This window comes from Idiomarina sp. D18 (assembly GCF_057748155.1).
On sequence record NZ_CM173240.1, the window covers coordinates 322,380 to 349,171 of the forward strand.

17 protein-coding genes, 2 tRNA genes and 3 rRNA genes are annotated in these 26,792 nt (G+C 48.1%); 16 read left to right on the forward strand and 6 right to left on the reverse strand.

All coding sequences use genetic code 11. The features are described 5' to 3' along the window. Nucleotides 1-2: 2 nt before the first annotated feature. From flhB to glnB, 3 genes are all read left to right on the forward strand, one after another. A complete protein-coding gene (gene flhB / locus AC3AP5_RS01480; protein WP_006956170.1) occupies nucleotides 3-1,130 on the forward strand; it encodes a flagellar biosynthesis protein FlhB in 1,128 nt (375 codons plus the stop codon). An 84-nt stretch (nucleotides 1,131-1,214) separates the two neighbouring features. Beyond that, the gene (locus AC3AP5_RS01485) at nucleotides 1,215-2,852 is read left to right on the forward strand and encodes an NAD+ synthase (RefSeq protein ID WP_287830872.1); all 1,638 of its coding nucleotides are present in this window, start codon (nucleotides 1,215-1,217) and stop codon (nucleotides 2,850-2,852) included. Between the two features lie 12 nt (nucleotides 2,853-2,864). Next, nucleotides 2,865-3,203, forward strand: a complete 339-nt coding sequence (gene glnB, locus AC3AP5_RS01490) for a nitrogen regulatory protein P-II (RefSeq protein WP_006956165.1) — start codon at nucleotides 2,865-2,867, stop codon at nucleotides 3,201-3,203. Nucleotides 3,204-3,218: 15 nt separating this feature from the next. On the opposite strand, the gene AC3AP5_RS01495 is transcribed toward glnB, so the two are convergent. Then, on the reverse strand, nucleotides 3,219-3,977 hold the full coding sequence (locus AC3AP5_RS01495; protein WP_006956163.1) for an outer membrane protein assembly factor BamD: 759 nt from the start codon (nucleotides 3,975-3,977) through the stop codon (nucleotides 3,219-3,221). A gap of 146 nt (nucleotides 3,978-4,123) precedes the next feature. Between AC3AP5_RS01495 and rluD the strand changes: the two genes are divergently transcribed. From rluD to AC3AP5_RS01560, 13 genes are all read left to right on the forward strand, one after another. Next, the gene (rluD, locus tag AC3AP5_RS01500; protein WP_487326925.1) at nucleotides 4,124-5,092 is read left to right on the forward strand and encodes a 23S rRNA pseudouridine(1911/1915/1917) synthase RluD; all 969 of its coding nucleotides are present in this window, start codon (nucleotides 4,124-4,126) and stop codon (nucleotides 5,090-5,092) included. After that, nucleotides 5,064-5,765: a peptidoglycan editing factor PgeF gene (pgeF, locus tag AC3AP5_RS01505; RefSeq protein ID WP_487326926.1), complete on the forward strand. Its 702-nt coding sequence runs from the start codon at nucleotides 5,064-5,066 to the stop codon at nucleotides 5,763-5,765. The genes rluD and pgeF overlap by 29 nt, the downstream gene beginning before the upstream one ends. Before the next feature lie 71 nt (nucleotides 5,766-5,836). Continuing rightward, complete coding sequence (gene clpB, locus AC3AP5_RS01510) at nucleotides 5,837-8,407, forward strand: ATP-dependent chaperone ClpB (protein WP_006956158.1); 2,571 nt, start codon at nucleotides 5,837-5,839, stop codon at nucleotides 8,405-8,407. Nucleotides 8,408-8,562: 155 nt separating this feature from the next. After that, nucleotides 8,563-9,399 (forward strand): CDP-diacylglycerol--serine O-phosphatidyltransferase, encoded by an 837-nt coding sequence (gene pssA / locus AC3AP5_RS01515; RefSeq protein ID WP_272978550.1) that lies wholly within the window; start codon nucleotides 8,563-8,565, stop codon nucleotides 9,397-9,399. A gap of 332 nt (nucleotides 9,400-9,731) precedes the next feature. Further along, nucleotides 9,732-11,273: ribosomal RNA gene (locus AC3AP5_RS01520) — 16S ribosomal RNA — on the forward strand. A gap of 108 nt (nucleotides 11,274-11,381) precedes the next feature. Continuing rightward, nucleotides 11,382-11,458, forward strand: a tRNA-Ile gene (locus AC3AP5_RS01525). Between the two features lie 127 nt (nucleotides 11,459-11,585). Further along, nucleotides 11,586-11,661: transfer RNA gene (locus AC3AP5_RS01530), tRNA-Ala, on the forward strand. A 242-nt stretch (nucleotides 11,662-11,903) separates the two neighbouring features. Beyond that, nucleotides 11,904-14,874: ribosomal RNA gene (locus AC3AP5_RS01535) — 23S ribosomal RNA — on the forward strand. 103 nt (nucleotides 14,875-14,977) lie between these two features. Continuing rightward, a 5S ribosomal RNA gene (rrf, locus tag AC3AP5_RS01540) occupies nucleotides 14,978-15,093 on the forward strand. The 16S, 23S and 5S rRNA genes sit together here with 2 tRNA genes alongside, the layout of an rRNA operon. A gap of 416 nt (nucleotides 15,094-15,509) precedes the next feature. Then, a complete protein-coding gene (gene murB, locus AC3AP5_RS01545; protein ID WP_487326927.1) occupies nucleotides 15,510-16,523 on the forward strand; it encodes a UDP-N-acetylmuramate dehydrogenase in 1,014 nt (337 codons plus the stop codon). A 2-nt stretch (nucleotides 16,524-16,525) separates the two neighbouring features. Further along, nucleotides 16,526-17,518, forward strand: coding sequence for a bifunctional biotin--[acetyl-CoA-carboxylase] ligase/biotin operon repressor BirA (gene birA / locus AC3AP5_RS01550; protein WP_487326928.1), 993 nt, complete (start codon nucleotides 16,526-16,528; stop codon nucleotides 17,516-17,518). Beyond that, nucleotides 17,502-18,272, forward strand: a complete 771-nt coding sequence (locus AC3AP5_RS01555; RefSeq protein WP_487326929.1) for a type III pantothenate kinase — start codon at nucleotides 17,502-17,504, stop codon at nucleotides 18,270-18,272. Before birA ends, AC3AP5_RS01555 begins: the two co-directional genes overlap by 17 nt. A 13-nt stretch (nucleotides 18,273-18,285) precedes the next feature. Continuing rightward, nucleotides 18,286-18,918, forward strand: a complete 633-nt coding sequence (locus tag AC3AP5_RS01560) for a tetratricopeptide repeat protein (protein ID WP_487326930.1) — start codon at nucleotides 18,286-18,288, stop codon at nucleotides 18,916-18,918. A 15-nt stretch (nucleotides 18,919-18,933) separates the two neighbouring features. Here AC3AP5_RS01560 and nspC read toward each other — a convergent pair whose 3' ends face one another. From nspC to AC3AP5_RS01585, 5 genes are all read right to left on the reverse strand, one after another. Next, nucleotides 18,934-20,067 (reverse strand): carboxynorspermidine decarboxylase, encoded by a 1,134-nt coding sequence (gene nspC / locus AC3AP5_RS01565; RefSeq protein WP_040488062.1) that lies wholly within the window; start codon nucleotides 20,065-20,067, stop codon nucleotides 18,934-18,936. Between the two features lies 1 nt (nucleotide 20,068). Next, the gene (locus AC3AP5_RS01570) at nucleotides 20,069-21,268 is read right to left on the reverse strand and encodes a saccharopine dehydrogenase family protein (protein WP_006956113.1); all 1,200 of its coding nucleotides are present in this window, start codon (nucleotides 21,266-21,268) and stop codon (nucleotides 20,069-20,071) included. A gap of 70 nt (nucleotides 21,269-21,338) precedes the next feature. Then, nucleotides 21,339-23,483 (reverse strand): prolyl oligopeptidase family serine peptidase, encoded by a 2,145-nt coding sequence (locus tag AC3AP5_RS01575; protein ID WP_272977726.1) that lies wholly within the window; start codon nucleotides 23,481-23,483, stop codon nucleotides 21,339-21,341. A gap of 64 nt (nucleotides 23,484-23,547) precedes the next feature. Beyond that, on the reverse strand, nucleotides 23,548-25,260 hold the full coding sequence (locus tag AC3AP5_RS01580; RefSeq protein WP_487326931.1) for a tRNA(Met) cytidine acetyltransferase TmcA domain-containing protein: 1,713 nt from the start codon (nucleotides 25,258-25,260) through the stop codon (nucleotides 23,548-23,550). Between the two features lie 47 nt (nucleotides 25,261-25,307). Then, the gene (locus tag AC3AP5_RS01585) at nucleotides 25,308-26,726 is read right to left on the reverse strand and encodes a sodium-dependent transporter (RefSeq protein WP_272977728.1); all 1,419 of its coding nucleotides are present in this window, start codon (nucleotides 26,724-26,726) and stop codon (nucleotides 25,308-25,310) included. Nucleotides 26,727-26,792: the final 66 nt, after the last annotated feature.

The window sequence follows — 26,792 nt, forward strand, 5'->3', positions numbered from 1 at the left end:
GAATGGCTGAAACTGATCAAGAACGCACAGAGGAACCCACCGAGAAACGCAAACGAGAGGCCCGAGAGAAAGGCCAAATAGCGCGTTCAAAGGAGATGGGAACTGCCTTTGTGTTAGTCAGTGCTGCCGTCGCGTTCTTTTGGTTTGGCGAGTCGCTCTACGCTGGCGTGAGAGGGCTATTCCGTGACTTGTTTACGCTTGAAAGACGACAAGCTTTTGATACTTCGCAAATCTATAAGGCGCTTGCTGTAGGGTTTGAGCACATCATTTGGCCGGTTATCATTATATTTGCCTTTATTACCCTTTTTACATTTCTGGGTAATAGTTGGCTAGGTGGTATCAATTTTTCTTGGAAAGCAATGGCACCTAAATTCTCGCGTATGAACCCCATGAATGGTTTCAAGCGAATGTTTGGTACCCAAGCCTTGGTCGAGTTAGTAAAAGGAATCGCTAAGTTCGGGGTGGTGGCGATCAGTGCCTTTTTACTGTTGAGCTGGCAGTTCGATAACATTTTACAGATCTCAATGGGTCAGATGCCGAGCATGATTGAAAATGCGCTCGATATCTTGATGTGGATGTTTCTACTGATTTGTTGCTCGATGTTTTTAATTGTTGTCATCGATGCGCCTTTTCAACTTTGGAAGCACAATAAAGATTTACGTATGACCAAGCAGGAGATCAAAGACGAGCATAAAGACTCAGAAGGTAGTCCTGAGGTAAAAGGTCGTATTCGCCGCTTACAGATGGAAATGGCGAACCGTAGGATGATGCAAGAGGTTCCTAAAGCAGATGTTGTAGTTACCAACCCGACACATTTTGCGGTGGCTATAAAATACGAAGAGAGTGGAAATCAGGCTCCTATCCTCTTAGCCAAAGGGACCGACGAAACAGCGGCTAAGATTCGTGAAATTGCTCTAGAGTACGACGTGCCGTTGGTGGCCTCGCCTGCGCTAGCTCGGTCAATTTATCATACCACTGAGTTAGAAACTGAGATTCCTCGTGGATTGTTTGTTGCCGTAGCTCAGGTGCTTGCTTATGTTTATCAACTTAAAATGTTCAAACAAGGTAAAGCTAAGCGACCTAAAAAGCCGAATACTGACGAGCCAATACCTGAAGATTTACGTCACTAGGACGGCGTTAATTTGCCAAAATTTCGTCGCTACTATACTATTCGCCCCCTGTATTTTTAGTCCTGTAACGCTGGATCAAACACTATGTCTGAGCTGTCATTGTGCATGGCACAATTAGATTTTACTGTCGGTGCGCTTCATAACAACACAAGCCTGATACTTAAAACGGTCGCTGAGCAGAGCCGCGATCATGATATTATTGTCTTTCCAGAGTTAGCTATTACAGGTTATCCACCTGAAGACCTATTGTTACGAACTGATCATCAAGAAGCTGTTGATAATGCGGTCGAGCAGATCAGTGCGGCTGCTTCGGATTGTGTTGTAATTGTTGGACATCCCAGCAAAGTCGGCGAGCAGCTGTTTAACGTTATATCAGTGCTTCATCGGGGTGAATGTTTACTGCGGTATAAAAAACAACGTTTACCAAATACTGGTGTGTTTGATGAACAGCGTTATTTTGTTCCTGGTGATGAAGGACAAGTGTTTGAATGGCAGGGATATCGCATCGGGCTGATGATTTGTGAAGATTTATGGCATCCTGAGCCTTTGGCTCGCCTGGCGGATGATCAACTTGATCTCGTATTGTCTGTTAATGCTTCTCCCTACGAAATCGATAAGCACGATCAACGACTATCCGTTTTGAAGCAACGAGTGGCTGAGCACGGGTTCCCCATTGCTTATTTGAATAACTGTGGTGGTCAAGATGAACTGATTTTTGATGGTCATTCGCTGGTATTAGATAAGCAGGGCGAGTTAGTCGCAGAACTTCCTCACTGCCAGACAACGCTCGCAACACTTAAGTTAACCACTGAGTCACTGACGTGTGAGGCTTTTCCTCCGTATGCCGGCGAAGATAGTGATTTGCGCTTGGCTCATGTATACGATGCGCTGGTACTCTCGGTGCGAGACTATGTCAATAAGAATGGCTTTAAGAATGTATTACTCGGGCTATCGGGAGGTATCGATTCGGCACTCACCTTAGCGATTGCATCAGATGCACTGGGCTCTGAGCGTGTTCAAGCCGTCATGATGCCGTTCAAGTATACGTCAAATATGAGCCTAGAGGATGCTGAACAACAGGCGGAAACGCTTAATGTGAAGTATGATGTTGTTCCGATTGAACCGATGTTTGATGCGTTTATGAAGCAACTCGATCCGTTCTTTGCTGGGACATCGACAGATACGACCGAAGAGAATTTACAGTCACGTTGTCGTGGTGTTTTGCTCATGGCGTTGTCGAATAAATCCGGCGCGCTAGTGCTTACTACGGGCAATAAAAGTGAAGTTGCAGTAGGTTATGCAACGCTGTACGGTGATATGTGTGGTGGGTTTGCACCTATTAAAGATGTGCCAAAAACGTTAGTTTACCAACTTGCAGCTTACAGAAACACGCGATCTACCTGTATACCAGAGCGAGTTATCGAGCGCCCACCTTCTGCGGAGCTGGCGCCGGATCAAGTCGATAGTGATTCGTTGCCCGATTATGGTGACCTAGATCGTATTCTGTCGCTCTACGTAGAGCAGGACTGGTCTGTGGTGGACATTATTGCAGCGGGCTTTAACGAAGCGGATGTCCGCAGAGCATTAAAGTTGGTTGATATAAATGAATATAAACGCCGGCAGGCGGCTGTTGGACCTAAAATTACGGCACGAAACTTTGGTCGTGATCGACGTTATCCGATAACCAGTCATTACCGTTTTGAATTAGAACGCCAAAATTAGATTGGAGTGGCCATGAAGAAGGTCGAAGCAATTATAAAACCATTTAAATTGGACGATGTGCGAGAAGCTTTATCAGAAGTCGGCATCGCTGGAATGACAGTATCCGAAGTCAAAGGTTTCGGACGCCAGAAAGGGCACACGGAGCTTTATCGGGGGGCTGAATATATGGTGGACTTCTTGCCTAAAGTGAAACTTGAAGTAGTGGTTGCTGATACAGACGTTGAACGCTGTATTGAAGCCATCATGGAAACCGCACAGACGGGCAAAATAGGTGATGGTAAAATATTTGTGTCGGATATTGAACGAGTCATTCGAATCCGAACCGGAGAGGAAAATGAGCAGGCGGTTTAGCCTGCTCACTTTTGATTAGTTGTTGACTAACTCATTATTAGGGAAGTTACTTCTGAGTACCTTAAGCGTGTCTTGCTTAAGTTCTTCTAATTCGAGTTGGTCGTAACACTCAACCATCATCGCCAAGGCACTCTCCACCTCTGGCGTATTCTCGAAGTTTTCTACCACATAACGACCACGGTTAGCTGCTGCGAGATAGGCTTGACGCTTCATATAGTACTGGGCCACTGCCAGTTCTTTTTTAGCCAGACGACTTTTTATCGCGATCATACGCTTTTTAGCATCTGCTGCATATTTGCTTTCAGGATACTTGCGTAGCAGTTCGGCAAAGTCTTTAAAAGCTTCTTTTGCCATGGTGGAGTCACGGTCAGAACGATCTACGCCCGCCAGTTCATGAATGGCATTATATTCGGCTCGTTGATTCGTCAGACCGCGCATGTATAACGCGTAATCAACGTCCTTATGATTCGGGTTTAAGCTTATAAAACGGTCAATGGCAGCAAGCGCCTTTTCAGTATTATCAAGCTTATAATTTAGATAAATCAGGTCCAATTGGACTTGATGAGCGAAGGGACCAAAGGGGTAACGCGAATTAATATTCGAAAGTTCTTCCTCTGCCTGGGTAAAGTTCCCTAAGGACATTTGATCTTGCGCTGATTCATACATGAGCTCAACTTGTGTGTACTTGAGCTCGCTTTGCTGGTCATCTGTTGACGAGCACCCTGCCAGACTTAATCCGACTGCGGCAGTTAAAATTAGGATACGACGTTTCATAACACCTCAGGTTTTTTAGAGTCAGTCACTTAGATAAGCGGTGTTTTGCCTGTGCAAAGTTCAGTGTAACAAGTTACACTATCATAATTAATAGATAATCCGCATTCTAACCCAGCACAATACTCTTTGACAGTCGAAAAAAATTTATGAATGAAACTATTCAACTAGAGGCCATCGTGCCTGAATCCCTCGCGGGGAAGCGTTTAGACCAGATATTGGCTGAGTTGTTCCCAGACTATTCTCGTTCGCGCATGAAAAAGTGGATCACAGAGGGTAAAGTCTCTGTCGATGCTCAGGTTATTGAAAAGCCGCGCGAAAAACTAGAGTTCGGCGCGTTGGTTGCTATCGATGCTGAACTTGAGCGCGAGGAGCGTTACCAAGCACAGCCGATTGAGCTTGATATTGTTTATGAGGATGAAGACATCTTAATTATCAATAAGCCAGCCGGTTTGGTGGTTCATCCAGGAGCCGGAGCCCCTGACGGCACTCTGTTAAACGGCCTATTGCATTACGACCCTGATATCGATCATGTTCCGCGGGCAGGTATTATTCATCGCTTGGATAAGGACACCACAGGTTTAATGGTGGTGGCGCGTAATATTCCAGCTCAGATTCAGTTGGTTGATATGATGCAAAAGCGTGAAATTACTCGTGAATATGAAGCTGTGTGTAACGGGGTAATGACCGCGGGTGGGATGGTTGATGAACCTATCGGTCGACATCCCACCAAACGGACGCATATGGCGGTTGTTAGTTCAGGTAAGCCTGCAGTCACTCACTATCGAGTTGTGGAGCGGTTTCGAGCGCATACGTTACTCCGCCTGAGACTAGAAAGTGGTCGTACACACCAGATTCGCGTTCATATGGCGCACATTCGTCACCCGTTAGTTGGCGATTTAACGTATGGCGGGCGTCCGCGTCCACCTAAACAGGCGAGCGATGAGTTTTTGGCATCGCTACGTGGCTTTAGTCGACAAGCATTGCATGCAGCAAAACTATCGCTTCACCACCCTATAACCGGTGACTGGATGAGTTTTGAAGCCCCACGTCCTGATGACTTTGTAGCACTGATTCAAAGCATGAAAGATGACCTTGAAGCGCATTCTGACGCCTGATTGGGTTTTACCCCCAGGTATTTCAGCGGCGGTTACCACACGTACAGTGGGTAACCTGGCTGCCCATGTGGGTGATGACCCTGCCGCTGTAATACTCCGACGCGAGCAGCTTCGACGAGAACTTAACTTGCCTTTTCACGTGCGCTGGTTGCAACAGCAGCACACAACACAGGTATCTCATGTCGGTGCGCTTAGCGAACCCTGCGATGCTGTTTGGTCTGATCAACCGAGTGTGTGTGCGGTATTGACTGCTGATTGTTTACCTATATTAATGTGCACGCGGGATGGTGATCGCATTGCTGCGGTTCATGCAGGCTGGCGCGGTTTAGTTGAAGGGATAATTAAAAATACAGTAACTGCAATGAAGGTTAAGGCAGATCAATTAAGCGTGTGGATTGGTCCTGCAATTTCTCAGCCGATGTTTCAAGTGGGAAGCGAAGTCCGCACAGCATTTATCCGCCGCAACATCAATGCGGATATCTATTTTATTCCAGACGGTGAGGGCAAATGGCTCGCCGACTTATCAGGGCTCGCAACGCAGCAGCTCAATAATCTGGGTATATCTGACGTTACACTGAGTAATCGCTGCACTTATCGTGAAAGCGACGCTTGGTATTCTTGGCGTCGAGCCCAAGAGCCTGCCAGGATGGCATCTTTAATCTGGCGAAGTTGATCTGTATCACTTGAAAGTGTCGAAAAAGTACCCATATTTGCTTTAAGAGAAAGTTAACTCAGGAAGTAATTATGAGACACGATAAATTCACTACTAAATTCCAAATGGCCATCGCTGATGCACAATCATTAGCACTCGGTCGAGATCATCAATTTATCGAACCCGCACATTTGATGCAGGCACTCATGGATCAAGAGGGCGGCTCGGTTCGTCCGCTGTTTACCATTATTGGTGCTAATATCAGTCAGTTCCGCTCAGAGCTTGGCAAACTGCTCGACAAAATGCCGGAAGTGCAAGGGGCAGAAGGAGAAGTTCAACTCTCGCAAGGCACCGCAAAGTTATTAAACCTTTGCGATAAGTATGCCCAGCAACGTAAAGATGCATATATTTCGTCCGAACTGTTTTTGTTGGCAGCGACTGAGGATAAAGGACCGCTTGGTGAGTTGTTTAAAAAGCTCGGTATTAAGAAGGACGCCTTGGAAAAGGCCATTAATGATATCCGCGACGGACAGAATGTTGATGACCCGAATGCCGAAGAAAAGCGTCAAGCACTTGATAAGTACACGATTGATCTGACTGAGCGAGCGGCGCAAGGCAAATTGGATCCTGTGATTGGGCGTGATGAAGAGATTCGACGTACCATTCAAGTATTGCAGCGTCGAACTAAGAATAATCCTGTACTGATTGGTGATCCAGGTGTGGGAAAAACAGCTATCGTTGAGGGGCTGGCACAACGAATCATCAATGCAGAGGTGCCAGAAGGTCTCAAGAATAAGCGCGTTTTATCGCTCGATCTGGGAGCCTTATTAGCAGGTGCAAAATATCGCGGCGAATTTGAGGAGCGCCTCAAAGCTGTGCTTAACGAGCTGGCAAAGGAAGAGGGTCGAGTGATTCTCTTTATTGATGAATTACATACGATGGTGGGCGCTGGCAAAGCGGATGGCGCGATGGATGCTGGCAATATGCTCAAGCCTGCGCTGGCGCGTGGTGAACTTCATTGTGTAGGGGCGACCACGCTTGATGAGTATCGTCAGTACATTGAAAAAGATGCCGCGCTTGAGCGTCGTTTTCAAAAAGTGTTGGTTGATGAGCCCACCGTGGAAGACACGATTGCTATTTTGCGTGGTTTGAAAGAGCGTTACGAAATCCATCACTCGGTGGAAATTACTGACCCAGCGATTGTTGCGGCTGCTTCGTTATCGCATCGCTATATCAGTGATCGAAAGCTGCCGGATAAAGCCATCGACTTGATTGATGAAGCAGCATCTAGCATCCGAATGCAGATTGATTCTAAACCAGAGGACTTAGATCGCTTAGAGCGCCGTATTATCCAATTAAAATTGGAACGTCAGGCGTTGCAGAAGGAAAAGGATGATGCGAGTAAAAAGCGTCTTGAACACTTACATGATGAGCTCGATGAACTAGAGAAAAAGTACGGCGAGCTTGAAGAAGTTTGGAACTCAGAAAAGGCGGCGGTCCAGGGCACTCAGCACATTAAATCGCAGCTTGACCAAGTGCGTACTGAGATGGATATTGCGCGTCGCGCTGGTGACTTAAATCGTATGTCGGAACTGCAATACGGGCGTATCCCTGAGCTAGAGCGACAATTGGATTTAGCGCTGCAAGCCGAGATGCAAGACATGAGTTTGTTGAAAAACCGAGTCACGGATGAGGAAATCGCGGACGTTCTGTCACGTTGGACTGGTATTCCTGTGAGCAAAATGCTCGAGGGTGAACGTGAAAAACTGGTACAGATGGAGTCGTTATTACACAAGCGAGTCGTTGGTCAAAATGAGGCGGTGGATGCGGTCGCTAATGCTATTCGTCGCTCTCGAGCAGGGTTAGGGGATCCGAACCGTCCGATCGGCTCGTTCTTATTCCTCGGACCAACAGGTGTGGGTAAAACCGAGTTGTCCAAAGCGTTAGCAAACTTCATGTTTGATACCGACGATGCGATGGTTCGAATCGATATGTCCGAGTTTATGGAGAAGCACTCGGTGGCACGGTTAGTGGGAGCTCCTCCAGGATATGTCGGTTATGAAGAGGGCGGCTACCTCACTGAAGCTGTTCGTCGTAAACCCTATTCTGTTATTTTGCTCGATGAGGTCGAAAAAGCTCACCCTGACGTATTCAATATCTTGCTACAGGTATTGGATGATGGAAGGCTGACCGATGGTCAAGGTCGCACGGTGGACTTTAAGAATACGGTGATCATTATGACATCGAACTTAGGGTCCGATCTGATTCAAGCGCATGCGTCTGATAACAGCTATGATGAAATGAAAGCGATGGTCATGGACGTCTTAGCGGGTCACTTCCGACCTGAGTTTCTTAACCGAGTTGATGAGACGGTTGTGTTTCATCCGCTAGGTCGAGAAGAAATTCGCTCGATTGCAGAAGCGCAATTGCAGCGTCTTTATGCTCGACTTGAAGACCGAGACATGAGCATCGAATTAAGTGTTGAAGCGCTAGACTTCATCGCGTCTGCAGGTTTTGACCCTGTGTTTGGTGCGCGCCCGTTAAAACGTGCAATTCAACAAGAACTTGAAAACCCGTTAGCGCAGCGCATTCTTTCGGGAGATTTTAAAGCCGGTGATACGATTCATGTTGATGTAGCAGATAATCGTTTAGCTATTGAGTAGCGTGTTAGTTAATCAACTATCGTCTAATGCATAAAGGAGGGGGGAAGCCCCTCCTTTTTTATTGATAGTGTTTTAAAGCATTTTTAACCGTTGATTGCGCTGTGCTAAACTCAAATCAGATTGAATTTTTTTCGTACTTAAGAGGAATAGTAAACATGGCTAACGAGTCGGGTAAGGTAGAAAGCCAGAGCTCACAGAAACGACGTGGTATTTATTTATTACCTAATCTATTTACTACGGCAGGTTTGTTCTCGGGCTTCTATGCGATCATTGCCTCTATGAACGAGCGCTATGTGGAAGCTGCCGTGGCTATCTTCATTGCGATGATCTTTGACGGATTAGATGGTCGCGTCGCACGCATGACTCAAACTGAAAGTGATTTCGGCGCTGAATATGACAGCATGGCTGATATCGTATCGTTTGGTATGGCGCCCGCGTTAGTCATGTATAACTACGCATTGGCCGACTTAGGTAAATTGGGTTGGCTCGCTGCTTTTATTTTCGTGGCAGGCGGCGCACTCCGGTTAGCTCGCTTTAATACTAATATAGGTAGTGCTGACAAACGCTATTTTCAGGGGCTCGCAATCCCAAGTGCCGCGGCTGTTGTATCGGGGCTGGTTTGGGTCGGCACTGAATACGGTATATCGGGTAATGATTTAGGCGGCTTTGCGGCAATTGTTACTATTGTTGCCGGCTTACTGATGGTTACAAACTTCCGCTACCATTCATTTAAAGATGTCGACTGGAAAGGAAAAGTCTCATTTGTCGTGATTTTAGTGATTGTGTTGGCATTCGTTATTGTAGCAACTCAGCCCTCTTTAGTGCTGTTCGGTATTTTCTTCTTATATGCATTATCGGGTCCGGTATTAACTATTCGTAGCGTAAACAAACTAAAGCTGGAACACGTGGTTGGTGATAATGAGCAAGATGATGCCGAGTTTAAGGACGAAAAGCAGGGAAAAAGCTCGAACAATAACCAGAGCGAGCAATAAATAACCAGTTGGAAGTTAATTTCAAAAAAGTGCTTGCAAGTGTGAATAGGATCTCTATAATTCGCCGCCGTTGTCACAGAGAAAGACGCGGAAGCGCAGTGTGACACGGTCGTCGAAAAGAGTAGAAAAAAGTACTTGACGCGACGAGAAAGGGATGTAGAATACGCATCCCTGCTTCGGGAACGAAGCAACGCTCTTTAACAATATATCAAGCCAAGCAAACTGTGTGGGCACTTGCAAAAGTAAGCAACAAAAAATATTGCAACTTTTGAATGAGTGTCTAGCTACTGAGGTAGCAAGCACACGTAATTCATTGAGTTGATTGAACTTTTTAATTGAAGAGTTTGATCATGGCTCAGATTGAACGCTGGCGGCAGGCCTAACACATGCAAGTCGAGCGGTAACAGAGAGAAGCTTGCTTCTTTGCTGACGAGCGGCGGACGGGTGAGTAATACTTGGGAACTTGCCTCTAGGCGGGGGACAACCACTGGAAACGGTGGCTAATACCGCATAATGTCTACGGACCAAAGTGGGGGACCTTCGGGCCTCACACCTAGAGATGGGCCCAAGCGGGATTAGCTAGTTGGTGAGGTAAAGGCTCACCAAGGCGACGATCCCTAGCTGTTCTGAGAGGATGATCAGCCACACTGGGACTGAGACACGGCCCAGACTCCTACGGGAGGCAGCAGTGGGGAATATTGCACAATGGGCGCAAGCCTGATGCAGCCATGCCGCGTGTGTGAAGAAGGCCTTCGGGTTGTAAAGCACTTTCAGTGGTGAGGAAGGTCAGTAAGTTAATAGCTTGCTGAATTGACGTTAGCCACAGAAGAAGCACCGGCTAACTCCGTGCCAGCAGCCGCGGTAATACGGAGGGTGCAAGCGTTAATCGGAATTACTGGGCGTAAAGCGTACGTAGGCGGTGTGTTAAGCAAGATGTGAAAGCCCCGGGCTCAACCTGGGAATTGCATTTTGAACTGGCACGCTAGAGTCCTGAAGAGGGTGGTAGAATTTCCAGTGTAGCGGTGAAATGCGTAGATATTGGAAGGAATACCAGTGGCGAAGGCGGCCACCTGGTCAGAGACTGACGCTGAGGTACGAAAGCGTGGGGAGCAAACAGGATTAGATACCCTGGTAGTCCACGCCGTAAACGATGTCAACTAGTTGTTCGTGTCACTAAGACGTGAGTAACGCAGCTAACGCACTAAGTTGACCGCCTGGGGAGTACGGCCGCAAGGTTAAAACTCAAATGAATTGACGGGGGCCCGCACAAGCGGTGGAGCATGTGGTTTAATTCGATGCAACGCGAAGAACCTTACCATCCCTTGACATCCAGTGAACTTTCTAGAGATAGATTGGTGCCTTCGGGAACACTGAGACAGGTGCTGCATGGCTGTCGTCAGCTCGTGTTGTGAGATGTTGGGTTAAGTCCCGCAACGAGCGCAACCCTTATCCTTAGTTGCCAGCGATTCGGTCGGGAACTCTGGGGAGACTGCCGGTGATAAACCGGAGGAAGGTGGGGACGACGTCAAGTCATCATGGCCCTTACGGGATGGGCTACACACGTGCTACAATGGCGCGTACAAAGGGCAGCGAACCTGCGAGGGTAAGCGAATCTCATAAAGCGCGTCGTAGTCCGGATTGGAGTCTGCAACTCGACTCCATGAAGTCGGAATCGCTAGTAATCGTGGATCAGAATGCCACGGTGAATACGTTCCCGGGCCTTGTACACACCGCCCGTCACACCATGGGAGTGGGCTGCACCAGAAGTGGTTAGTTTAACCTTCGGGAGAACGATCACCACGGTGTGGTTCATGACTGGGGTGAAGTCGTAACAAGGTAGCCGTAGGGGAACCTGCGGCTGGATCACCTCCTTACACTTCGCTTATGGATGTAAGTGTCCACACAGATTGCTTGGTTTGATGAATAGAGAAGAATTGGGGTAGCTTGTGCCTTTGGCACAAGATAAAGCCTTAAATTATACTGGGTCTGTAGCTCAGCTGGTTAGAGCGCACCCCTGATAAGGGTGAGGTCGGTAGTTCAAGTCTACTCAGACCCACCATTTCTGCGCTGTGAACTGCGTTGCTGCGTCGTCGCATGCTGGTGCATGCGTCCTCCTTGCGGCCTTGCCACAGCTTGAAATTCCCTTTTCGGGTTTTGTTGGATGTGCCGACAGACCTGGGGTCTGTGGGGCCATAGCTCAGCTGGGAGAGCGCCTGCCTTGCACGCAGGAGGTCAGCGGTTCGATCCCGCTTGGCTCCACCACTTCTTCTCTATAGCGATGTTAGCGTTAAGCGTTCAAAGCTGAATGTTTACCGGTAACTTTGCGTTACATGCTCTTTAACAACATGGACAAGCTGATTGTAATAAAGTAATGAAATGCCACTCTACTTGAACCTTATTCAAATTGGTAGAGGCGTATCTTACAAGTGTACAGCGAGAACAAACAATCTTAGTTGCAATACAATGCACGAGGTTCTGCATAGCAGACATCTTAGGTGTTGTATGGTTAAGTGACTAAGCGTACACGGTGGATGCCTAGGCAGTTGGAGGCGATGAAGGACGTACTAACTTGCGATAAGCCATGACGAGACAGTAAGAGTCGTTATCAGTCATGGATTTCCGAATGGGGCAACCCACTCTGTTTACAGAGTATCCGGCACTGAATATATAGGTGCTTGGAGGCAAACCCGGAGAACTGAAACATCTAAGTACCCGGAGGAAAAGAAATCAACCGAGATTTCCCTAGTAGCGGCGAGCGAACGGGAAGCAGCCCTTAAGCTGACAATGCGTTAACAGAATCTGTTGGGAAGCAGAGCCATAGACGGTGATAGCCCGGTATGTGACGGCGCATAGTGAGTGAAAACGAGTAGGTCGGGACACGTGTTATCTTGACTGAATATGGGGGGACCATCCTCCAAGGCTAAATACTCCCAACTGACCGATAGTGAACCAGTACCGTGAGGGAAAGGCGAAAAGAACCCCGGCGAGGGGAGTGAAATAGAACCTGAAACCGTGTACGTACAAGCAGTAGGAGCCTCCTTGTGGGGTGACTGCGTACCTTTTGTATAATGGGTCAGCGACTTATATTTTGTAGCAAGGTTAACCGAATAGGGGAGCCGTAGGGAAACCGAGTCTTAACTGGGCGTCGAGTTGCAAGGTATAGACCCGAAACCGGGCGATCTAGCCATGAGCAGGTTGAAGATTGAGTAACATCAATTGGAGGACCGAACCCACTAATGTTGAAAAATTAGGGGATGACTTGTGGTTAGGAGTGAAAGGCTAATCAAGCCCGGAGATAGCTGGTTCTCCCCGAAATCTATTTAGGTAGAGCCTCGGATGAATACCTACGGGGGTAGAGCACTGTTTGGGCTAGGGGGTCATCCCGACTTACCAACCCCATGCAAACTCCGAATACCGTAGAGTACTATCCGGGAGACACACGGCGGGTGCTAACGTCCGTCGTGGAGAGGGAAACAACCCAGACCGCCAGCTAAGGTCCCCAAGTTATGGCTCAGTGGGAAACGATGTGGGAAGGCATAGACAGCTAGGAGGTTGGCTTAGAAGCAGCCACCCTTTAAAGAAAGCGTAATAGCTCACTAGTCGAGTCGGCCTGCGCGGAAGATGTAACGGGGCTAAGCCATACACCGAAGCTGCGGCAGTGTATGTATCACCACAGGCTATTCCGCTTACGCACAGCATGTGCGAAAGCGTCCCAACACTAGTTGCGGATAACGGAGTAGTTTGCGGGATACATACACTGGGTAGGGGAGCGTTCTGTAAGCGGATGAAGGTGTGTTGAGAAGCATGCTGGACGTATCAGAAGTGCGAATGCTGACATGAGTAACGATAATGCGGGTGAAAAACCCGCACGCCGGAAGACCAAGGTTTCCTATCCCATGCTAATCAGGGTAGGGTAAGTCGGCCCCTAAGGCGAGGCGGAAACGCGTAGTCGATGGGAAACAGGTTAATATTCCTGTACCGACATGTACTGCGATGGGGGGACGGAGAAGGCTAGGTGGGCCAGGCGTTGGTAGTCCTGGTGAAAGTTAGTAGGCTGAGGGTTTAGGCAAATCCGGACCCTTAAGGCCGAGAAACGAGACGAGCACCTACGGGTGCGAAGCCATTGATGCCCTGCTTCCGGGAAAAGCCTCTAAGCTTCAGGTACATGTTGACCGTACCCGAAACCGACACAGGTGGTCAGGTAGAGAATACTAAGGCGCTTGAGAGAACTCGGGTGAAGGAACTAGGCAAAATAGTACCGTAACTTCGGGAGAAGGTACGCCACCTTTGGTGAAGACTTCGCGTCGTAAGCTGAAGGTGGTCGCAGTGACCAGGTGGCTGGGACTGTTTATTAAAAACACAGCACTCTGCTAACTCGAAAGAGGACGTATAGGGTGTGACACCTGCCCGGTGCCGGAAGGTTAATTGATGGGGTTAGCGTAAGCGAAGCTCTTGATCGAAGCCCCGGTAAACGGCGGCCGTAACTATAACGGTCCTAAGGTAGCGAAATTCCTTGTCGGGTAAGTTCCGACCTGCACGAATGGTGTAACCATGGCCACGCTGTCTCCACCCGAGACTCAGTGAAATTGAAATCGCTGTGAAGATGCAGTGTACCCGCGGCTAGACGGAAAGACCCCGTGAACCTTTACTACAGCTTGGCACTGAACATTGAACCTACATGTGTAGGATAGGTGGGAGGCTTAGAAGCACTGGCGCTAGTTGGTGTGGAGCCATCCTTGAAATACCACCCTTGTATGTTTGATGTTCTAACCTAGCACCCTAATCGGGTGTGGGGACAGTGCCTGGTGGGTAGTTTGACTGGGGCGGTCTCCTCCCAAAGAGTAACGGAGGAGCACGAAGGTTGGCTAAGTACGGTCGGACATCGTACGGTTAGTGTAATGGCAGAAGCCAGCTTAACTGCGAGACAGACACGTCGAGCAGATACGAAAGTAGGTCATAGTGATCCGGTGGTTCTGAATGGAAGGGCCATCGCTCAACGGATAAAAGGTACTCCGGGGATAACAGGCTGATACCGCCCAAGAGTTCATATCGACGGCGGTGTTTGGCACCTCGATGTCGGCTCATCACATCCTGGGGCTGAAGTCGGTCCCAAGGGTATGGCTGTTCGCCATTTAAAGTGGTACGCGAGCTGGGTTTAGAACGTCGTGAGACAGTTCGGTCCCTATCTGCCGTGGGCGTTTGAGAGTTGAGAGGAGCTGCTCCTAGTACGAGAGGACCGGAGTGGACGAACCTCTGGTGTTCCGGTTGTCACGCCAGTGGCACTGCCGGGTAGCTAAGTTCGGAATCGATAACCGCTGAAAGCATCTAAGCGGGAAGCGAGCCTCGAGATAAGCTCTCACTAGCACATTAAGTGCTCTGAAGGGTCGTTGCAGACGACGACGTTGATAGGCGGGGTGTGGAAGCGTTGTAAGGCGTTGAGCTAACCCGTACTAATTGCCCGTGAGACTTAACCATACAACACCCAAGGTGTTTGCTTGTTGAGCACGTAAGACGCTTTATCGAATTGAATAAGAGAGTGGCGAAACAATCAGCCGAATCCATGTTGTGACAGTTTATGTCTGGCGGCCATAGCGGTATGGCACCACCTGGCTCCATTCCGAACCCAGAAGTGAAACATACCAGCGCCGATGGTAGTGTGGGGTCTCCCCATGTGAGAGTAGGACACCGCCAGACTTCAAATAAACAATCCCTCGTGCGCAAGCACGGGGGATTTTTTATGCCTGCTCGCCAGACGCACGTCGCCCCCGCACCCTGTACGTCGCGCATTGTGCGCGACCATTCACACCGCGCCGTGCGCCCAAGGCGCACGCTACCACCGCACCGCGTACGTCGCGCATCTTGCGCGACAATCCACACCGCGCCGTGCGCAGAATGCGCACGCTACGTCCGCGCCGTGTACGTCGCGCATTGTGCGCGACCATCCACATCGCCCCGTGCGCAGAATGCGCACGCTACGTCCGCATGATGGTACGCCCGCGCCACGTACGTCGCGCATTGTGCGCGACAATCCATATCGGCCCGTGCGCCCAAGGCGCACGCTACGGCGTTATGATATAATCTGATGATTATTTTGGATTTGGGGTTTTTTTGTGTGGCCTTTAGCTTCTCATCACAGCTTTAAAATTAATAATTATGCTTCAGAAGTGTTTAACGTGACGAGCGTTGCCGATGCACGAAGTGTGGGCGATTTGGATAGCTTCTTAATCTTAGGAGAAGGCACTAATACCCTCTTTGTCGATAATTATGATGGCGTTATAGTAAAAAGCGACATTACAGGTATATCGCTTCAAGAAAGTCAGTCTGGCTGGCATATTCGCGTTGGTGCGCAGGAAAACTGGCACGACTTTGTTACGTGGACATTGGCTAAAAATATGTACGGACTAGAGAACCTTGTGCTGATTCCTGGCTCAGTGGGTGCTGCACCGGTTCAAAATATTGGCGCGTACGGAGTAGAGGTGAGCCAGTATATCCAAAGCGTCGAAGCCATTCACATTTCCACAGGCGAAGTTCACACAATAGCCAACGATGAATGTGACTTTAGCTATCGCGATAGTGTATTTAAAAGGAACCCGCGTAGTTGGCTTATTACCCACGTTAATTTTTATATCCCAAAAGCTTGGCAACCTAATTTAAGCTATCCTGCACTCGCAGATCTTAAGAGCCAAGCCTCGATATCGGCACGAACAATTGCAGACACTGTCATTGCTATTCGGTCGTCAAAGCTTCCAGACCCTAATAAAATACCCAATGCAGGATCGTTTTTTAAAAACCCTGTTGTTTCTGTGGAGCGTTATCAACAACTCATAGGGGACTTCCCGAATCTCGTCGGGTTTGAAGTCGACTCTGGTTACAAGCTAGCCGCCGGCTGGCTAATCGAGTGCTTAGGCTTAAAAGGGACTTGTTGTGGTGACTGTTGTGTTCATAATAAGCAGGCACTCGTGCTTGTTAATCGAGGACATGCGACTGGAGATGACGTGTTGGCGTTGTGTCGGCTTATTCAGCAGCGTGTTGAACAGGCATTCAGTGTTATGCTCGAGCCAGAAGTCCGTCTGATCGGTCGTAATGGTCTGATAGATGACGTAGCGAACTATCAAGGATTATGAGTATGAAAATCGAACAACGGCTAGAGCAGCTGATAAAGCTACTGAATGATGGCGAATTTCACTCGGGCGAATCACTTGGTCAAGCAATGTCTGTCTCGCGTGCGGCTATTAATCAGTACATTGAAAGGTTAGACGCACTTGGAATTGACGTATTTTCGGTATCAGGTAAAGGTTATCGGCTTGCAAGCTCTATTGACTTACTCAATGCTGAACAAATAGCAGCGGCAAGCGAGTTGCCGAAAAGCATGTTAAACGTAAGCTCAATAGTTGGCTCGACCAATGACGACCTCAAGCAATTAAGCGACACACAACAATTACCGCAGGGTTATGCAATACTGGCAGAGGCTCAAACACAGGGCCGTGGCCGGCGAGGAAAACAATGGATCTCACCATTCGGTACCAATCTGTATATCAGTCTGTATTGGCGGTTAGAAGAAGGTCTGGGACGTGCTATGGGTCTAAGCTTAGCGGTGGGTTTAGCAATAGCACGCGTACTTCGAGAACAGCTTAATATAAAAAACGTGTCAGTTAAGTGGCCCAACGATGTGTACATTGAAAATAAAAAGGTGGCTGGTATTTTGATTGATATCGATAGTCTTGAGGATGGTAGTGCACGTTGTGTGATTGGTGTGGGCATCAATTTAACCCTACCTGACACAGCCGCTCAGTCTATTGATCAAGCGTGGACCGACGTGAATAGCCATTTAGCGTTGCCACTCCAGCGTAATCGGTTCGCAGGTCGCTTACATCAGTATCTCGTCAGAACGCTAACGGACTATGAAAACTCGGGCTTTGGACAGTTTGCCACATTATGGCGAGAATACGATAAGTTCGATACCAAGCCGGTTCGATTATTACTAGGGGAACGAAAAGTTGACGGTCTTTGCCGCGGTGTCGATGAGACCGGCGCGCTTTTAGTTGAGGTCGACGGTAGCGTGAAGCGCTTTTTTGGAGGAGAAATATCTGTGAGGCCCGGTGATGCGACTAGTCATTGATAGCGGTAACACGCGCAGTAAACTGGCCATTTATCGGAATGACCAACTCGTCCGTGAATATAAATATGTAAACGCTGATCTACTTGCCAACGAGCTGTGGACTGTCGATCTCGAGGATGTTGCGGCTGATATAAAGTTATGCTGTGGCTGTTCTGTTGCAAGTCTCGAAGTTAAGAGTGCGATTGAACAGGGACTCCGTCGGCTTGCAATCTCAGTGAATTGGTTAGTCAGTACGGCGACGTGGCGTGATGTAAAGAACGGCTATTCGGAACCCGAAAAACTCGGTGCTGATCGTTGGTTCGCTTTGTTAGGTTACCGCTCAGAAGCGCATAACAATTGCATGATTATCGATGCAGGTACGGCGATGACGATCGACTGGATGGATGGGTCGGGTCAGCATTTGGGCGGATGGATTGTCCCAGGACGTCGTTTAATGCACGAATCGATGCATCAGAAAACTGCATTAGTTAAGGGTGAGCTTACGGAGGCGTGTTTTCGGGAACCCGCGACGAGTACGGTGACTGCAATGAGTTATGGTGTCCATTACGCGCTTGTCGGCGCTATAAGCCAAGGGTTGCATGTTAGCCGGCAACGTTTTAATAACGAGGCCTTTGATATCGTTGTTACCGGAGGTGATGGCGAACGATTAATTCAATCACTCAATCGTATAGAGTCGATCTCTTACATTCGAAAAGATGATTTAGTGTTCAAGGGTTTGCTGGCTGCTGCCGATAACGAGTTATTGAGACGATAGTAAAGGTAAAGCAATGAGGCACGCTGTTATCATACTCGCCCTTGCGATGTTTTGCTCAACCTATGCTGAGGCGCAAGAGCAAAGCGGAGAAATCGAGGCGGTTCAGCTTTATAGTGATGCTGAATTAGTGGATATGTTTGCAAAAAACACCCATCTTCACCGCGTGGAAATTGAAGATCGCTGTCAATTAGTACAAGATATTCAGGCGCAAGCTGATATTGAAAAGCGTCCGACGTATCAATTTTTATATGGCGATATGCTTGCTTGGGGCGTTTGCTATCAACAAGATGAAGCGTTGGGCATTTTGTATATGGAAAAGGCAGCAAAGCAAGGTCTTATTGCTGCGTTAGAACAGCTGGGTCGCTATTATCATAAGGGAATCCTCGTTCAAAAAGATATCGATAAGGCTATTTTGTATTTGAGGGAAGCCGCATCACTCGGTAATGTTCCCGCGCAACTTCGTGTCGCGGATATTTTAATTGCGGGCGAGGGCAGTCCTTACGACTTCAAAAGCGTCTACCGGTGGTTACATGAATCAGTTACTGCCGATAAAAGGACTCATCAGGCAATCGCGCAACGAATGGAGCAACTCGCAGAGTTGATGCCGCCGTCAGTCGTAGAGGAAGCAAAAAGCCCCTTAAATTAGGGGCTTTCAGGTTTCTTAGGATAAGCGAGAGCGGAAATCTTCGTACGTAAAATGACGGATACGTTCAAAACTGCCGTCTTCACGCAGAATGCCAATATCTGGATGTTGTACACCATTAAAGAACGTTGTTTTTACCATGGTGTAATGCATCATGTCGGCAAAGACTAATCGGTCGCCGGGTTTTAACGGCTCATCAAAGCTGTATTCGCCGATGACGTCACCTGCCAAACAACTGTTGCCACCAAGGCGGTATCGGTAAGGTTTATCAGCAGGTAACCCTGCACCCTCGATATGCGGTCGGTATGGCATTTCAAGAACGTCGGGCATGTGCGCAGTAGCGGAGATGTCTAACAGTGCGATAGAACCTTGGTTCTCGACAATATCCACCACTTCACAGACCAATGGACCCGTTTGCCAAGCAACTGCTGATCCGGGTTCTAAAATAATGTCCAAGTTGTAAGTCGCTTTTAACCGTTGCAACTGGCTAATTAGATGGTCAACATCATAGCCTTCGCGCGTCATTAAATGACCGCCGCCCAGGTTTAACCACTTAACCTGATGCAATAAATCGCCAAACTTGTTCTCTACTGCTGCGAGCGTCCGCTCTAAAGCATAGGAATCGCATTCACATAGGTTGTGTACGTGTATGCCTTCTACATCGTCTAGCGAGACGTTTTCAAGCTCACTTGCGCGTACACCCAGTCGTGATCCCGGTGCGCTGGGATCATAGAGTTCGGTATCGGCCTCTTGGTGTTCGGGATTGACCCGCAAACCAACGGATACGCCTGCCGCCTTTGCTTGGTCGGCGTAGGCTTCCCATTGCGAGATGCTATTAAAAGAGATGTGATTAACAATCGGCAACAACTGTTTGATATCCTCAGCCTTGTAGGCTGGAGCATAAGCATGGACTTCGCTGCCGAACTTATCGGCAGCGAGTTGAGCTTCCCAAACCGAGCTTGCTGTACATCCTTTTAAATACTGCTTGATAAGCGGAAAAGCAGACCACATCGAGTAGCCCTTAAGCGCCAGAATGATACTGGCGCCACTTTCTACTTGCACACGTTTCATCAACTCTAGATTGTTACGCAGCAATGCTTCGTCGAGTACGTAACAAGGCGAGGGTATATCCTCACGCAGGTACTTGTTCATATTACTCACCGAACGGCTGCTCACACTCAGTAACGTGCCAAGGCAAGCCATACTGATTTAGGCGATTCATGAATTCATCTGGGTCGAATTGTTCCATGTTCCAAACACCTGGTTTCATCCATTCGCCTTGCAACATCATTGCCGCGCCAATCATAGCGGGTACGCCAGTAGTGTATGAGACCGCTTGTGCGCCCACTTCTTTGTTGGTTTCAGCATGGTCACAGTTATTGTAAATAAAGATGGTTTTCTCTTTGCCATCTTTCATACCTGTTACATAGGTACCAATACAAGTTTTACCGGTGTAGCCTTCTGCTAACGAGCCTGGGTTAGGCAATACGGCCTTTAAAAACTCAAGCGGTACGATGTCTTGTCCTTGGAACTGAACGGGCTTGATTGACGTCATGCCAACATTCTCTAATACGCGCAAATGCGTCAAGTATTGGTCGCCAAAGGTCATCCAGAAACGCGCGCGCTTAATGGTTGGGAAATGCTTAACCAAAGATTCAAGCTCTTCGTGATACAGCAGATAAGACGGACGTTCGCCAACATTGGGATAATCTAAATCCTTGCGGACGCTGATTGGATCGGTTTCGTGCCATTCGCCATTTTCCCAGAACTTACCTTTTTGCGTGATTTCACGAATATTGATTTCTGGATTAAAGTTGGTCGCAAAGGCTTGTCCGTGGTCACCGCCATTACAATCGACGATATCGAGATAATGAATCTCGTCAAAGTAGTGTTTAGCAGCGTAGGCTGTGAATACGTTAGTCACACCCGGATCGAATCCCGCGCCTAACAGCGCCATCAGACCCTTCTCTTTGAAGCGTTCTTGATAAGCCCATTGCCAAGAATATTCGAATTTAGCTTCATCTTTTGGTTCATAGTTAGCAGTGTCGAGGTAGTGCACGCCGGTTTCCAAACACGCGTCCATGATTGGTAAGTCTTGGTATGGCAGGGCTACGTTGATCACTAGTTTAGGCTGCACTTGGCGAATCAGATCCGCGACTTTAGCAGAATCGTCAGCGTCGACCTGATACACACCTACTACGCGATCGGCGCCGGCTTGTTCCTGCAAGGCTTCACACTTAGAAAGGGTACGGCTTGCCAAATGAATTTCTGAGAACACTTCTGGCAGCTTGGCACATTTTTGTACAACTACGCCGGCAACACCGCCCGCGCCAATGATTAAAACCTTAGACATTCGCTCTATCCTCTATCGTAAATGCAGTATCATTTCTTGCTGCGAAAGATAGCATAAAATTATCAGTGCTTCATTCGCTATCTTTGCCTTGTGTAACTGTCATGTTGAGCTTATTTGCCGCAAATGTCCAAAGCTTGCTGACGTGTTCGATGGTCATCCATGTTGGTCGATCATTTAAGTGACCAGCAGAAGGCTGTGTAAGCAGCAGTATCGGTTTGTCGCAGTTTTGCGCGCGTTGCAAAGCTGCAGCAAGCTTATAGCTGTGCCAGGGCGCCACGCGAGTATTATTTTGGGATGTGCTGACAATAGTCGCCGGATAACAGCTTGTTTTATCGATATTGTGCAGTGGCGAATAGTTATAGAGCGTATTGAATTGCGACGCATCGCTACTCAGTCCATATTCGGTGAACCAGGCTTTGGCGTTGGCGGTTTGATAGCGCAGCATGTCAAATAACCCATTATCAAGTAGCGCGACGTTAAATAGCTTGGGCGACTCGACCATTACTGCAGCACCAAGCATTGCACCATTACTGCGTCCGTAAAACGCCAACTGAGTGTGTGTGGTGTATTGGTGTTTGATCAGGTACTGAGCGGCGCCTTCAATATCGTCAATCACCTGTAGCTTACCCGCTAATCGGCCTGCATCATGCCATTGTTCGCCGAACTCGCCACCACCGCGGACATTGGCAATTGCGACTTGGCCACCGAGTTCCAACCACGTCAACCAAGCAGGGTTGTATGTAGGAAGCATCGAGATACCAAAACCACCATAAGCGATGAGCAGCGTAGGACGTGCTGTTGGCTCGGATTTAACATCTTTACCAACGATAAACATTGGGATCGGCTGGCCATCAGTGGAGGTGTACGTAATTTGTTTTGCTTGGTAGTTGTCGACCCCTGCCGGCTGTTTGAACGAACGCCAAAGTGTCGTGCGTTGCTGTGCTGCTTGGTAGCGATAGATGCTGCCAGGTTGAGTGAACTGTTCAAATTTAAAGAAAGCCTCGCGTCCGACTTTATCTGCTGTGAGCTCCGAAATATGGCCCTGCCCAGGTAGCGCTAACTCCCTTAATACATGCCCTTTTGAATTCAAAATAACTAAGCGTGACTGAGCTTTATCTAAATAATGAGCAATGATCTGGTCATCAATCACAACGGCGTCAGCTAACGTTTGCTGTTGTTCCTCTACCACGATTTTCTGAGATTGCCGCGGTTGCTGGATATCTAATGCAGCGAGTAACCCTCGACCTTGCTTACCCCGCAGTTTAAATATAAGTGATTGTCCGCTGCGGCCGATAAACGTGGCAAATTCATTATCAGGAAAGTTTATGGCAATCAGTTCGTTGGGCTGCTTTACATCAGCCAGTAAGTACCAACGATTTTTGTCAAAGCCAGACGTCTCTTTGATCAATAATGCAGAGGTATCGGGTAACGTATAGATATAGCTGTCATTTTTTATCCCGGTTGCAATCCGTTTGTCTTGTGTTTGTGCCGAACCTAGCTTATGGAAGTATGTTTGAACCGGTGCCTGGCCATCATAACCGCCATCACTGGTTTTCGGATAGCGGCTGTAGTAGAACCCCTTCGAGTCCTTGGTCCAGGCGAGCTGAGTAAATTTCACACCACTGATGACTGGTTGTGTGGGCGGGTTTGGCTCGGCAACTGGCGTGATGTACCAATCAACCCAGTCGCTGCCTTGTTCGCTCAACGAGTAAGCGATAGTCTTGCCATCAGGCGATACACTATAGTCGTGAATCGAGGTCGTGCCAGAGGGATCAAGTTGGTTTGGATCGATCACGATATGTGGTGCGCCCGAGTCTGATTGACGCACGTAGAGTACCGACTGATCTTGCAAGCCATCGTTTTGCAGATAGAACCAATGTCCAGCGACTTCGGTAGGCGCACTGGTACGTTCGTAATTTGATAACTCGGTCAGCCGTTGTCGAATAAACTCAGCGCTGCTTAACTGACCTAAGCGTTGTTCTGTATAACGGTCCTCTGCAGCCAGCCACTTTACTACTTCCGAGTGCTGTTCGTCTTCTAGGATGCGAAAGTCGTCAGTGACTTCTTCGCCGTGATAGTTATCGGTCACGGATTGTGAGGCAAGCGGGGGATAGCCATAGGGATTCTCAGGCTTGGTTGCTGGTTTTTCGTTCTGGCTCGAGCACGCTGAGACTAAAGCGAAAATTAACAGGCTAGCAAACCGTGTGTGCTTCATAGGATATCCCTTTGGTGAAATGAACGTACTATTCTATGAACCCTGACTCAGTGACTCAATCGCTTTACAGAATTTTAGCGATATCTGAACGCATTAGTGCGCTGAGTTGTTTGAAGGAGTCTGCTTTATAAGTATGTTTGAGTGACTGCATCGCGTTTTGAGGAACGGCAAAGTCAGATGGAGTAAATGTGAGCGCATCATGCTTGCTGACTAACGCGCAGGCAAATAGCACACTGTCTAGCGGCAAATTGGCTTCTTTAAAGGCGCTGAGTAAAGCGTTTGTGGTAGCGTCGAGTGTGTTTGATGGAATCTGGCCGTTAAACCACCAACGTTGTTGCGCTGCTCCCCATTCACAAAGAGGCGTACACAGCGCTTCGGCGTCTGGCGTTATTGGAGAGACCCAAAGCGAAGCATAGCGAGCGCTGACGCGATCTTGCTTACTACTGAGTCGGACCAGGTGGTAGCCGTTGGCACGCCAAAACTGAGCTAAACCTGGCTCGTAACCAAAACTTGTACCGAGCGCATGCACGTTTTGCGTTGCTACCCAGTGTCGAACGGCATTGAGGACATTCGAGGCGATATGCTGTCGACGGTGACTTTCTTGAACGGCGATTCTACTCACTCGACACCATCGTAATGCCGCTAGACGGGGGCTTTGCAGAAAGTAGGTGAGACTTTGAGGCAATAAATTTCCAGGTGGACGTCGTTTGCCTAATTGCACTTGCAAAGCGAGGTCATCTGCCAGTGGACCTTCTAGCGCGAGCCAAGCAACCGCGATGACAGAGCCATTGTTAACGTGCAAGTAAAGGTAATGCTGCGGTTCATCGAGTAATAGTTTGAGATCATTTGGACTACTTTGGTAGTGGGCTTCGAGTAGTAACTCAAACGCTTGGTGCAGAGCATCCTCAGGTAGCTCGCTGGCATGATAAACGCCGCTATCTATTGACTGGGTTAATTGTCGTGGCGCCGCATTCAGCAGTAATGCTTGCTGTAGCCAATACTCTAAAGGGTCACCCGTTAACCAACGGATGGGGTCTTGTAATGTGTGCATCTTCACGTGAGCAAATGTCCGTTCGGCCCACTCGACAAAGTGAATAGCAAAGCCTCGGCCACACCCCTCATAACCATCTACAGTTGTCGCTAGCATCCACGCCGGATACTTTTGCACCAACTTTTGAATCGCCCATAAAGGAATACCTGCCGCTTCATCGATAATGAGTCGCTCTGTTGAGCCAGGTTGCTCAATCAGTGTGTCCCATGCAACAAAGTGAGCATGAGGTGCGTGTTTCAGTAATACTTGAGCATTAGCTTTTCTGGGCGCTGTGACAATACATTGGCTTGCGTTGTCGGCTTGAGCAAGCGCTGTCCCTAAACAACTGCTTTTACCACGACCTCGTGATGCAATAACGATATGCACAGATTCCTTGTCCTGCAACTGTTGGACAAGGTCCTGTTGGGCTGCCGTAGGTAGTGAAGGTGGTTTAGCATCGCTTGTGGCCTCAATGGGCGAACGCATTTGCCAACAATCGATGAGCCGATTTAACGCGGGAGAAGGCTGTTGTGGCGTCAGTAGAACTAGCTCGCCACCGGCCATCAAAGTGCCACACAAAGCGGCTATGGCATCAAAATTCAGTTGGTTTCGACAGTCAATGACGACCTGGTTGAACTCGTGTCCAAGGAAGTCTCTATAACGGTTGGTGGCCGCATGGGCTGCGGTATCAGAGTCAGATAAATAAAGCGAAAGGTTGTTGGGGCATGTTTCGAAATAGGGGCTCAAAAGAGCCCCATCTGAAATGATATGTAATTGCCTAAAGCCAGTATGTTTTAGAACCACGTGATGCCAAAGAATTTGCTTAATACGGTGTTGATGAATACCACAAATAGGATAGCTGGAATAAAGGTGGTAATGGACACACGTACGTATTTAGCTAAGAAGGTATTGGGGTAATTGCTATTACCCTCAGATAACTCTTTTTCAAGGCTACTATAACGCCAGTGCCACCATACAAATAAGCAAATGAGCAAACCGTTAAGCGGTAAAATGGTGTCATAAAACACATCGTAAATGACGTCAAACACAGACTTTGTAGCGCCGCCGTAACTAACAAACTCGGTAAATGCAGGAATGAATCCAAATGAAGTGGCTGCGATAATTGTGAGTACTGTGGTCGCTGCACACATAATTGATAGTGCTTTTTTACGCGACGTGCCACGTTGTTGAATGATGGCTGCCGTCGGTACCTCGATAATAGAAACCAACGAGGTAATGGCTGCCACAAAAGCGAGCAAGAAGAAAATGGTGGCCGCGATGCTGGCGCCAACATATCCAATCGATGCTTCTAACGCGATAAAAATTTGTGGGAAGAATGAAAAGATCATGCTTACCGAAGAATCGCTGAGTGAGTTAGGGTCTGTATTTGGATTAATTGCGAATATCGCCGGTAAGGTCATGAGACCAGCGGTGAAAGCGACCGCGGTGTCTGTTATCGCGACAAGCTTACCGGAGGTTACAATATCGTCCTTACGGCTGAAATAAGAGCCATAAGTGATGAGAATGCCCATACCGAGTGACAAGCTGAAGAATGCCTGTGACAGGGCGCCACTGATTACCGAACCATCAATTTTGCTAAAGTCAGGAACTAAGTAGAACTGAATGCCGAGTGATGCGTTATCTAATGAAAGTACAAAGATAACGAGTAAAATCAGCATAATAAATAACGCTGGCATCAGGAATTTAGCCGCTTTCTCAATACCCTGGCGAACGCCGCCCATGAGAATAATGTTGACGATTAACGTCACCGCGATAAGGAAACCAACAAAGCTGTAGTCGTTGACAAATTGACCGAAGTAACTCGGGTCCGCTAGTTTATTGAGGTCACCGATAGCGGCATGGTAAAGATAACCGAAAATCCAGACAGTGATGACCATATAAAATATAGCGATCATGAAAGGAGTGAGAACAGCTAAGAAGCCTGAAAAGCTCCAAAATGGTTTGCCACTGCCCAATGCTAAATAAGAGCCGAGCGGATTTTTTTGAGCTTTTCGGCCAAGCCCCATTTCGGCAAGCATGACGGGTAGACATATAAATGCAACAAAGAGTGCATAGATTAAAAGAAACGCTCCGCCACCATTTTTAGTTGCAGCGACAGGGAATCCAACCAGGTTACCAATACCAACCGCTGAACCTGCGGCAGCTAGGATAAACCCGATCTTGGAACTGAATTGATCGCGTTGTTCGCTCATTAGTTTCCTTCTTTTTAATTGTTATTGTAGAGCTCTGTATAGCGAGCCAAAAATTTAAGCAATCCT